Source organism: Agromyces solani (assembly GCF_058349925.1).
Genome location: NZ_JBYRER010000003.1, coordinates 804382 through 815252, shown reverse-complemented (window position 1 = coordinate 815252; position 10871 = coordinate 804382). Strand labels below are relative to the sequence as shown.

Annotated in this window: 11 protein-coding genes; 7 read left to right on the top strand and 4 right to left on the bottom strand. The window is 72.6% G+C overall.

What is annotated here, in order from left to right:
* Positions 1-11: 11 nt before the first annotated feature.
* From AC3RJ7_RS16210 to fdxA, 6 genes are all read left to right on the top strand, one after another.
* A complete protein-coding gene (locus tag AC3RJ7_RS16210) occupies positions 12-1109 on the top strand; it encodes an ABC transporter substrate-binding protein (protein WP_491456870.1) in 1098 nt (365 codons plus the stop codon).
* Between the two features lie 4 nt (positions 1110-1113).
* Positions 1114-1860, top strand: coding sequence for an ABC transporter ATP-binding protein (locus AC3RJ7_RS16205; protein ID WP_491456869.1), 747 nt, complete (start codon positions 1114-1116; stop codon positions 1858-1860).
* A 214-nt stretch (positions 1861-2074) separates the two neighbouring features.
* Positions 2075-2986, top strand: coding sequence for an ABC transporter permease (locus AC3RJ7_RS16200; RefSeq protein ID WP_491456977.1), 912 nt, complete (start codon positions 2075-2077; stop codon positions 2984-2986).
* Positions 2983-3789: a uroporphyrinogen-III C-methyltransferase gene (gene cobA / locus AC3RJ7_RS16195; RefSeq protein ID WP_491456868.1), complete on the top strand. Its 807-nt coding sequence runs from the start codon at positions 2983-2985 to the stop codon at positions 3787-3789. Before AC3RJ7_RS16200 ends, cobA begins: the two co-directional genes overlap by 4 nt.
* A complete protein-coding gene (locus AC3RJ7_RS16190) occupies positions 3786-5219 on the top strand; it encodes an FAD-dependent oxidoreductase (protein ID WP_491456867.1) in 1434 nt (477 codons plus the stop codon). Before cobA ends, AC3RJ7_RS16190 begins: the two co-directional genes overlap by 4 nt.
* Positions 5216-5566, top strand: coding sequence for a ferredoxin (gene fdxA, locus AC3RJ7_RS16185; RefSeq protein WP_491456866.1), 351 nt, complete (start codon positions 5216-5218; stop codon positions 5564-5566). Before AC3RJ7_RS16190 ends, fdxA begins: the two co-directional genes overlap by 4 nt.
* A gap of 152 nt (positions 5567-5718) precedes the next feature.
* On the opposite strand, the gene AC3RJ7_RS16180 is transcribed toward fdxA, so the two are convergent.
* On the bottom strand, positions 5719-6411 hold the full coding sequence (locus tag AC3RJ7_RS16180) for a TetR/AcrR family transcriptional regulator (protein ID WP_491456865.1): 693 nt from the start codon (positions 6409-6411) through the stop codon (positions 5719-5721).
* Between the two features lie 116 nt (positions 6412-6527).
* On the opposite strand from AC3RJ7_RS16180, the gene AC3RJ7_RS16175 reads away from it, so the two are divergent.
* Entirely contained in the window at positions 6528-7436 is a 909-nt protein-coding gene (locus AC3RJ7_RS16175; RefSeq protein ID WP_491456864.1) for an alpha/beta hydrolase family protein, read from the top strand.
* Positions 7437-7671: 235 nt separating this feature from the next.
* Here AC3RJ7_RS16175 and AC3RJ7_RS16170 read toward each other — a convergent pair whose 3' ends face one another.
* The 3 genes from AC3RJ7_RS16170 to AC3RJ7_RS16160 form a co-directional block, all read right to left on the bottom strand.
* Positions 7672-9123, bottom strand: coding sequence for an HNH endonuclease signature motif containing protein (locus AC3RJ7_RS16170; RefSeq protein WP_491456863.1), 1452 nt, complete (start codon positions 9121-9123; stop codon positions 7672-7674).
* Between the two features lie 260 nt (positions 9124-9383).
* A complete protein-coding gene (locus tag AC3RJ7_RS16165) occupies positions 9384-10169 on the bottom strand; it encodes a hypothetical protein (protein WP_491456862.1) in 786 nt (261 codons plus the stop codon).
* Between the two features lies 1 nt (position 10170).
* Positions 10171-10824: an RNA polymerase sigma factor gene (locus AC3RJ7_RS16160; protein WP_491456861.1), complete on the bottom strand. Its 654-nt coding sequence runs from the start codon at positions 10822-10824 to the stop codon at positions 10171-10173.
* Between the last annotated feature and the right edge of the window lie 47 nt (positions 10825-10871).

Below are 10871 nucleotides of genomic sequence, written 5' to 3'. Positions count from 1 at the left end.
AGGCGACAACCGTGAACAGCACCACCCGCACCATCCGTACGACCCTGACGATCACCGCTCTTGGAGTGGCGGCGATGATGCTGGGCGGTTGCGCCGCCTCGGCCGCGGGAGCCCCGCCGGCCGGCTCCGACGAGGCCCTCGGCGGCACGCCCGCCGACGAGCTGCGCCTCGGCTACTTCGCGAACGTCACCCACGCGCCCGCCCTCGTCGGCCTGCAGGAGGGCCTCCTGCAGGACGCGCTCGGCGACACGAAGCTCTCGACCGAGGTCTTCAACGCAGGCCCCGCCGCGGTCGAGGCCCTCTCGGCCGGCGCGATCGACGCCGCCTACATCGGCCCGAACCCGGCGATCAACACCTTCGTGAAGAGCGGCGGCGAGTCGGCCGTCGTCGTGTCGGGGGTCGCCTCGGGCGGCGCCGCGCTCGTCGTCGCCGACGGCATCGACGACCCGGCCGATCTCGAGGGCACGACGCTCGCGAGCCCCCAGCTCGGCAACACGCAGGATGTCGCGCTGCGGACCTGGCTCGCCGACGAGGGCTATGCGACCGACACCCAGGGCGGCGGCGACGTGCACATCACGCCGACCGAGAACGCCCAGGCGCTCACCCTGTTCCAGCAGGGCGAGCTCGACGGCGCCTGGCTGCCCGAGCCGTGGGTCTCGCGACTCATCATCGACGGCGGGGCGCACGTGCTCGTCGACGAGGCCGACCTCTGGGAGGACGGCGACTTCCCGACGACGGTGCTGCTCGTCTCGAAGCAGTTCCTCGCCGAGCACCCGACCACCGTCGAGGCGCTCGTCGAGGGCCACGCCGACGCCGTGCAGTTCATCGAGGACGAGCCCGAGCAGGCCGCCGAGGACATCAACGCGCAGCTCGAGGCCGAATCCGGCAAGCCGCTCGGCGACGAGGTGCTCGCCCGGTCGCTCGAGCACGTGCGGTTCACGGTCGACCCGGTCGCCGACACCTTCGAGGAGGTGCTCGCGAACGGCGTCGCCGCCGGCACGGCGAAGGACGGATCGATCGACGGCCTGTTCGACCTCGCGATCCTCAACCGCGTGCTCGAGGCGCGCGGCGAGGAGCCGGTCTCGGCCGCGGGACTCGGCACGGAGTGAGCGCATGAGCAGGCAGACGATCATCCGCATCGACGGGCTCGGCAAGCGCTTCGGCGATCGCGCCCCGCTCGTGCTCGACGACGTGACGCTGCACGTCGCCGAAGGCGAGTTCGTCTGCCTGCTCGGCGCCTCGGGTTGCGGCAAGTCGACGCTCCTCAACCTCATCGCCGGGCTCGACCGCCCGTCCACGGGCACCATCGAGGTGCCCGTCGACGGCGCGGCCGTCATGTTCCAGGAGTCGGCGCTCATGCCCTGGCTGAGCGCCCGCCGCAACGTCGAGCTCGCGCTCAAGCTGCGCGGCGTGCCCCGCGGCGAGCGCCGCGCGAAGGCGCTCGAGCTGCTCGACGTCGTCAACCTCGCCGACGCCGCCGACAAGCGGCCCCACGAGCTCTCGGGCGGCATGCGGCAGCGCGTCGCCCTCGCCCGGGCGCTCGCGCAGGACCGCAAGGTGCTGCTCATGGACGAGCCGTTCGCCGCGCTCGACGCGATCACCCGCGACCTCCTGCACGAGGAGCTCGAGCGGGTGTGGCGCGAGACGGGCCGCACGATCGTGTTCGTCACCCACAACGTGCGCGAGGCCGCCCGCCTCGGCGAGCGCGTCGTGCTGCTCTCGAGCCGCCCCGGCCGGGTGGCCGGTGAGTGGCGACTGGATGCCTCGGGCCCGCGCCGGATCGAGAGCCCCGAGGTCTCGGCCGTCTCGATCGAGATCACCGAGCGCCTGCGGAAGGAGATCGCCCGCAATGCCGCATGACACCGAGACCACCATCGCCCCCGTCGGTCGAGTAGCGCCGCCGGAGCCGACCGCCCCCGTCGGTCGAGTAGCGCCGCCGGAGGCGACCACCCCCGTCGGTCGAGTAGCGCCGCCGGAGGCGACCACCCCCGTCGGTCGAGTAGCGCCGCCGGAGGCGACGCGTATCGAGACCACTGGTTCCGAGGTCGGCTCACCAGACCTCCCCGCGGGCTCGATGCCGTTCCCCGAGCTCGTCGTGCGCGAGGCATCCCCCGCGCACGACGAGGCCGAGCTGCGCGAGCTGGCCGCCGGGCTCGACCGCCTGCAGACCGACGAGACCCGCCGTGAGTCGCGCTGGCGGCGCTTCGCATCGAGCGTGCTGCCGCCCGTCATCCTGTTCGGGGCGCTCCTCGTCGTCTGGCAGGTCTACACCGTCGTCGCGAGCCCGCGCCCCGACCTCTACCCGGGCCCGGTCGACGTGTTCACCGCGATCGGCGCCGCGTGGGAGAGCGGGCGGCTGCAGCTCGCCGTGACGACGAGCCTCGAGCGCGGCGTCATCGGATTCCTCATCGCGGTCGTCATCGGCACGCCCATCGGGCTGCTGCTCGCCGAGGTCGACTGGCTGCGCCGGGCACTCGGCCCGTTCATCTCGGGCCTGCAGGTGCTGCCGTCGGTCGCCTGGGTGCCCGCGGCGATCATCTGGTTCCAGCTCTCCGACGCGACCGTCTACTTCGTCATCCTCATGGGTGCCGTGCCGTCGATCATCAACGGACTCATCTCGGGCGTGAACCAGGTGCCGCCGCAGCTGCGGCGTGTCGGCCGCGTCCTCGGGGCGAACCGGACGCAGCTCGCGACCCTCGTCGTGCTGCCCGCCGCACTTCCCGGATACGTCGGCGGGCTCAAGCAGGGCTGGGCGTTCTCGTGGCGCTCGCTCATGGCCGCCGAGATCATCGCCACCGGCGGCTCGATCGGGTTCGGCCTCGGCGCCCTGCTCGACCAGGGGCGGCAGCTGGCCGACCTCTCGGCCGTGTTCGTCGCGATCCTCGTGATCCTGTTCGTCGGCATCCTCGTGGAGCTGTGCGTCTTCGCCCCGATCGAACGCGCGCTGCTGCGCCGTCGCGGCCTGCTGCAGGAGGGCACCCGATGAGCGGGTCTCGATACGGCGCGGGCGCGCCTGCTCGACCGGCCGGCGCCGTGACCCTCGTCGGCGCGGGCCCGGGCGACGCAGGCCTCCTCACCATCCGCGGGCTGCGCGCCCTCGAGCGCGCCGACGTCGTCGTCGCCGACCGGCTCGGCGCCCGCGGCGTGCTCGACGGGCTCGCGGCCGAGGGCGTCGAACTGCGCGCCGAGGTCGTCGACGTCGGCAAGCTGCCCGGCCACCACGCCGTGCCGCAGGACGCGATCAACGCCCTGCTCGTCACCCTCGCCCGCGAGGGCAAGCAGGTCGTTCGACTCAAGGGCGGCGACCCGTTCATCTTCGGCCGCGGCGGCGAGGAGCTCGCGTACTGCCGCGAGCACGGCGTCGACGTCGAGGTCGTGCCCGGCATCACGAGCGCGATCTCGGTGCCGGCGATCGCGGGGATCCCGCTCACGCACCGCGGCCTCGCGACGACGTTCACCGTGGTCACGGGCCACGACCAGATCCAGGCGCTCGGCGGCGGCCGTGACCACACGGTGGTGCTGCTCATGGGCATCGGCACGCTCGCGAACTCGGCGATCACCCTCGCCCGCGGCGAGCGCGGCGGCGATTGCCCGGTCGCGATCGTCGAAGATGGATACGGCGAGCACCAGCGCGTCACCATCGGCACGCTCGACTCGATCGCGCTGCAGGCGGCCCGCCGAGGCGTGCGTTCGCCCGCGGTCGTCGTGGTCGGCGACGTCGTGACGCTCAGTCCCTACGCGCCCGAAGCGCTCTCCCCCAGCACAACCCGAAAGGCCTCGCAGCAATGACCCTCTCCCTCCGCGTCGCGATCGTGGGCGCCGGCCCCGCCGGCATCTACGCCGGCAACATCCTCCGCCGCCAGGTCGCCGAGCAGGGCGGCGAGGTCGCGATCGACCTCTTCGAGTCGCTGCCCGCGCCCTACGGCCTGATCCGTTACGGCGTCGCACCCGACCATCCCCGCATCAAGGGCATCGTGAACTCCCTGCACGAGATGCTCGACGCCGGCGACATCCGCCTCATCGGCAACGTCGAGGTCGGCCGCGACGTCGAGGTCGGCGAACTGGCGGAGCGCTACGACGCGGTGATCTTCGCGACCGGCGCCCTGCGCGACGCCCCGCTCGACATCCCCGGCATCGACCTGCCCGGCTCGTACGGCGCGGCCGACTTCGTCGCCTGGTACGACGGCCACCCCGACGTTCCGCGCAGCTGGCCCCTCGAGGCGCGCGAGGTCGCCGTCATCGGCAACGGCAACGTCGCGCTCGACGTCGCGCGCGTGCTCGCGAAGCACCCGAAGGACATCCTCTCGACCGACATCCCCGCGAACGTGCTCGCCGGCCTCGAGGCATCCCCCGTCACCGACGTGCACGTGTTCGGACGCCGCGGACCCGGCCACGTGAAGTTCACGCCGATCGAGCTGCGCGAGCTCGGCGAGGTGCCCGACGTCGACATCGTCGTCTACGACGACGACTTCGCGCGCGCGGAGGGCGACGCGCACGCCGAGGCGCTGCACGCGTCGAACAACCAGGTCAAGGTCATGACCCGCACGCTCAACGGCTGGCGCACCTCGCCGGGCTCGACCGGCACCGGCACGGCCTCGCGCCGCCTGCACCTGCACTTCCTGCACTCCCCCGCCGAGATCACGGGCGACGGCCGGGTCGAGGCGATCCGCTTCGAGCGCACCCGCCCGGTCGGCGACGGCTCCGTCGAGGGCACCGGCGAGTTCGTCGAGTATCCCGTGCAGGCGGTCTACCGCGCGGTCGGCTACGCGAGCTCGCCGATCCGCGACGTGCCGTTCGACGAGCGGGCGGCCGTGATCCCCAACGACGGCGGCCGAGTCGTGGATGCCTCGGGCTCGACGATCCCGGGCGTCTATGCGACCGGCTGGATCAAGCGCGGCCCGGTCGGGCTCATCGGTCACACGAAGGGCGACGCGCTCGAGACGATCACCAACCTCGTCGAGGACGCGAACGCCGGCGTGCTCACGGCGCCCGTGGTCGATGCGGCCGACGGCGCCGAGATCCTCGAGCTCCTCGACGCCCGCGGCGTCGAGCACACGAGCTGGCGGGGCTGGCTCGCTCTCGACGCGCACGAGCGTGCGCTGGGCGACGCCTTCGAGGCGCCGGCGCAGTACGCGGGCGTCGAGCGGGAGCGCGTCAAGGTCGTGCCCCGCGAGGAGCAGGTTGCGATCTCGCGCGACGACGTGCTGGCGCTGTCGTGACCTACGTCATCGCGCTGCCGTGCGTCGACGTCAAGGACAAGGCCTGTATCGACGAGTGCCCGGTCGACTGCATCTACGAGGGTGAGCGCTCGCTCTACATCCACCCCGACGAGTGCGTCGACTGCGGCGCCTGCGAGCCGGTGTGCCCGGTCGAGGCGATCTACTACGAGGACGACCTGCCCGACGAGTGGGCCGACTACTACAAGGCCAACGTCGAGTTCTTCGAGATCACCCCGGCCGGTGCCCCCGGCGGCGCGCCGCTCGGGTCGCCGGGCGGCGCGGCGAAGACCGGGGCGCTCACGTTCGACCACCCGCTCGTGGCGGCCCTCGCGCCCCAGGGCGAGTAGGGCTCGGTCGAGAAGCGACGCCTCGCGAACGTGCCGCCATCGTTTCAGGAAGAAGTGCTCTGCTCAGGAGGGATCCCGGGAATCGTCCTGAGCAGCGTGCGATCTCCTGAATCACTGATCTCCGCACGCGTTGCGCGTCAGCGCATTGCGCGTCAGCGCATCGCGGCGCCGGGCTCGAGCACGAGGTCGGCGACCGCGGGGGCGGCCCCGATCGCGACGAGCCGGTCGCGGAACGCCCGACGCGCCCGTACGTACGGCTCGTCGGAGTCGCGGATGACCGCGAGTTGGTTCATCCACTCGAAGACGCCCTGCACCTCGAACGCGAACTGGTCGACGTCGACGGTTTCGGCCGCGCCCGGGCCGACGCGCTCGAGCTCGCCCGCCTCCGCCGCGTAGCGCAGCGAGACGGCGAGGTAGCCGAGCCAGTCGTCGAGCTGCGCGGTGATGGCGTCGCGCACGACGCCGGGCTTCGCGTGGAAGTCGGCCGCCGCCGCCGAGAAGAAGCACCCGCCCGGAAACACCCGGTCCTGCGAGTACGCGACGACCCGGTCGAGCAGGGCGACGACCCGGGTCAGCCCCCGCGGTTTCGTGCGCGCCGGGGCGATGACCGTCTCGAAGTACCGCTCGCGGGCCGCCTCGACGGCGGCGAGCTGCAGCTTCTCCTTGCTGCCGAAGAGCGTCGCGATGCTCGACTTGCTGACGTTCGCGGCGATCGCGATGCGACCGATCGAGAGCTGGTCGAGTCCCTCGATCGAGGCGAGGTCGACGGCATGGCCGAGCACCACACGGCGCGAGGCATCCCCCCTCGCCCTTCGCCCGTCGACCGCGACATCCGTTCCGCTCATGCCCTCGATTTTACGCACGATCGTGCGTATAGTGGGCGTACGATCGTTCGTATTCATTGTTGGCGTCCGTCATCGACTGCTCGGATGCCTCGCGAGAAGCCATTCGGAGGGCCACCATGCCTGCAGCACTCACCGCCCACGTCGCCGCGATCCGCGCCGCCGATCGTGTGTCACCCGAGCTCGCCGCCCGGGTCGCGCTGCCCCTCTTCCGTCGGGTTCGACCCGCGCTCTCGGTGCGCCAGCACGACCGCACCGTGCATGAGCACGCCGAACGCGGTCGCCTTCGCGTTCGAGGTCGCGACGTCGTCACGTACTCGTGGGGGCACGGCGCCGACACGGTGCTGCTCGTGCACGGGTGGCGCGGTCGCGCGTCGCAGTTCGCGCCCATCGTGCGCGAACTGCGCGCCGAGGGCCTGCGGCTCGTCGCGTTCGACGCTCCGGCGAACGGCGACTCGGCCGGGCGGTTCACCGACATCCGCGACTACCTCGCCGCGATCGAGGCGCTGCAGCAGCGGCACGGTCGGTTCCGGCTGATCGTCGGCCACTCGTTCGGTGCACTCGCCGCACTCACCGCAGTGCGCGAGGGAACCTCGACCGCCGGCGTCGCCGCGATCGCCGGCATGGCCGACGCGCGCTACCTCGTCGACTCGTTCTCGGCCCGCCTCGGCTTGCGGACGGCGACGGCCGACGCGCTGGCGCGCGGGTTCGCGCGCCGCGTGCTGCCCGACGTGCCCGACGCGTACGGACGTTTCGATTCGGTCGGCGCGCCGCTGCCCGACGGGGTGCCGCTGCTCATCGCGCACGACCGCGGCGACCGCGAGGTCGCCTCGAGCGAGTCGGAGCGGCTGCACGCCGCGCACGGCGACCGCTCGCGCCTGCTCGTCACCGAGGGGTTCGGGCACGTCCGCGTGCTCGGCGCCGACCCCGTGCTCGACGCGGTCACTGCGTTCGCCGCCGGCGGCCTCACGGCCGTCGACGCGGTCGCACCCTCGACCGCGACCGGCGTCCCCGCCGTGGGCCGCTGAGCGCGGGAACAGGCGGATCCCCGCCCCCGCAGCGCCACTGCGCAGATTTCGGCGACGGCACCGCCGCGCAACCGACGGCGTGGACACCGGGCGACGGCACCGCCACGCAACCCGCGGCATAGACACCGGGACGGCACCGCCGTGCGCCGCGGCCGAGTAGTCACCCGCCGAAGCAACCGGCCCGCGGCCGTCGTCGAGTGCGGCCCGGCACCGATCCCGATCGACCGGCGCGGGGTCAGGCGGCCTCTGCGAGGTGAGCGGCGAGGTCGGGTGGCGGTGGGGCGATCGCCGGGAGTCTTCGATTGCCGGCCCGTGGTCGCCGTTCGGGGTCGAGGTGGGCGGGTGGCACGAACCAGGTGAAGCCGTCCTCGATGAGGATGACCCACCCGTCGTCGTGGATGCGGTGGTGGTGGTGCGCGCAGAGCATGATGCCGTTGTCGAGGTCGGTCGTGCCCCTGTGCCGCTTCCACCACCGGATGTGGTGCGCCTGCGTGTGCGACGGCGGCCGAGTGCAACCGGGCCACGCACACCCGCCGTCGCGTTCGACGAGGACGAGTTTCTGCGCCTGGGAGAACAGGCGCCGCGATCGGCCGAGGCGGGTCTGCTCGCAGCCGTCGCCGACGTACAGGGGCGAGATGCCCGCGTGCATCGCGAGTTCTTCGATCGAGGGGATCGACACGGGCTGTTCGATGCCGTCGATCGTGCCGTGACCTCGACCGGACTCGAGCGCTGCAGCGTCGACGCGGGCCACGACCATCACCTGCCTGAGCGGTGCCGGACCGTCGTTCGCGCCGAGCGAGTGGCGGGCGATGTCGGCGAGGGCGTCGAGGTTCATCTGCGGGATCGTGCGCTGCTCGGCGAGGACGTCGTCACCGTCGGCCGGCCCATCGGCTGCGCGCCGGTTCGCGTCGCGGGCCCGGTGGATCTCGGCACCGACGAGGGTCTCGATCGCGAGCTTGATCGGCGCCCCGTTGACCGGGTCGGCGGCACCCGTGAACCGGATCATGCCGTGTTCGTCCTCCCAGATCCGGAACTCGCGCGCGGCCCGCAGCTCGTCTTCACGCGGCTTGACCCCGTCGGGGTCGAGGCGGGCCTGCAGCAGCTTCACCAGGCGGTGCAGCCCGTCGACGCCCACGACCGGGGCGCGGTCGACGAGGAACGCCTCGGCCTCGCCGAGTTCGACCCGGTCGGCCCGCGGGGCGACCCCGTCGAGGAACCGGCGGATCACGTCGGCCGCATCCACGCACACCGCACCCGCCGCGATCGCCCGAGCGAGGTGGGGATGCTTCGGCGGCAGCACCTCACCCGTGAAGGCCGCCCGGGGCGCGGTCGCCTGCCCGACCGCGACGAGCTTCACCGCCTCTTGGTAGCGACCGCCCGTCGCGGACGCGATCAACCGCTCGGCCGAGGAGAACCCGTGCTTGCGCGCCACCTCATCGGTTCCCGGCCTCGACCTGGCCGCGAGCTCGGCCGCGACCGGCGCCTGCAACGCCTGCACCCGACGGGACAACTCGCCCAATGCCTCCGTCGCCCGGACCAAGCCGTCATCACTCATCACTCGCACGTCGGCAGATGCGTCGACCGAGCCGGCAGCCCCGGCGAGCAGCGCACCCGACCAGGCCTCCCGGAGGGCCTCGAGCACCGCTGAAACCCCGGTCAGGGCGGGTATTTCAGCGGGTTCGGACATGCCCAGAGTCTACCGGAATCCGGTCCGACATTCGAATAAATGTTCGAAGATTGTGGAGAACTCCCCCGGCGTGCGGGCTCGGGCGTGGTCTCGATACGCGCCCTCCTCCGTCGGGCGCTACTCGACCGACACGGCGACGCCGACGCGCGCGATCGATCCGACCGACCGAATCGCCCCCCGGAGAAACACGAAACGGGCTCCCAGCCGGTCGGGAGCCCGTTTCGCCGTCGCGTCGTGACGGGTGCGAGAACGTCAGAGGTTCATCGCTCGGGGGTGGGGGATCCGTCACGCGCGTCATCAGCGGTCGACTGGCCGTCGCCGCTGCGCTCTTCACCGTTCGAAGCCGCGTCGTCGGCGGTCTCCTGGCCGGTCTGGCTGTTCTCGTCGCCGTTGGCGGCGCCGTCCTCGGCAGCCTGCTGGCCGGTCTCGGCCGGGGCGTCGCCCTGGCGGTGCTCGTCGGCCTTGTCGAGGCCGGCCTGGCGCCTCTCCTCAGCGTTCTCGTGGGCGGCGTCGCGCTTCTCGGCGCCCTTCTCGCGGGCGTCTTCAGCCGTCTGCTGGCCGAACTCGCGGTGCTCACGGCCCGAGTCGCTGATGTGCTCGCCGCCCGGGTCCTGCTGGCCGGTGACGCCGTCGAACAGCTCCTGCGCGGGGGCGGGCAGCACGCCGGCGGCACCCGCAGCACCTGCACCCGTGAGCCCTGCGGCGGTCGCCGCCGCTGCGCCGATCGCGATCTTGGCAGCCAGGCCGAGCCCGGCGAATCCAGTGAACGTCACTCTTCTTCTCCGTATCTTCGGCGACGAGCCACTGGGGGTCTGGCTCGTCGCCGCAGTCGTTGCGTGGGGATCGAACGAGATCGAGCCCGCCGCGACGCGGTCGGCGTCGAGTCGCGCCAGCAACTCGGCCGACGGCTTCGGCGCGGCCTGGGTCGACGCGAGTCGGAACCCGGCCACGGCGTCGGCGACGCCCGCGAGGTCGGCACGCTGCGGCGGCACGTCGCCGCGCAGCAGGGCTGCGGCCTCGTCGTCGTGAATGCGGTGGTTGCTCATCTCACTCCCTGCTATCGCCGGAGGCCGCCGCAGGGGTACGCCCTGCGGGGAATTTCTTACGAAGTGCCGTGAGCGCCCGTCGCTGCAGGGCCTTCACGGCGCCCGGGCGCTTGCCGAGCACCTCCGCGACCTGCTCGACCGTGAGGTCGCCGATGATGCGCAGCACCATCACGTCGCGCTGGTCGGGCGGCAGCCCGTCGAGCATCGCCCGCGCCGCGGCATCCCCGATGCGACCCATCGCCTCGTCTTCGGCGCTCGCGGCCCGCCGCGGGTCGGCCTCGTCGGCCCACTCCTGGTTCGACGGCTGCCGGGACCGTCGGCGAAGCTCGTCGACGAGCCGCCGGTACGCGATCGTGAACACGAAGGTGCGGAACTCGGCCGCGCCGCCCTCGAAGCGGTCGAGCCCGTCGAACACGGCGAGGAACACCTCGCTCGTGAGGTCGTCGGGCTCGGCCGAGCCCCGTGCGCGGAGGAAGCCGGCGACGGCGCCCGCGTGCGCGTTCCACAGCTCGGCCGACGCCCACGGCGCGCCCGCCTTCGCGGCGAGCAGCACCGTCTCGAAGCCGTCGGCCGCCTCAGCGCCGCCGCTCGCGGCCCGCGGCATCGCCCAGCCGCGGGAGGCCGAGTGCGCGAGCACTCCGTCGAAATCGCCCATGGACGCAAGAGTGTAGGGCAGCCGGCTGCGTCCCGCATTCGGGTGAC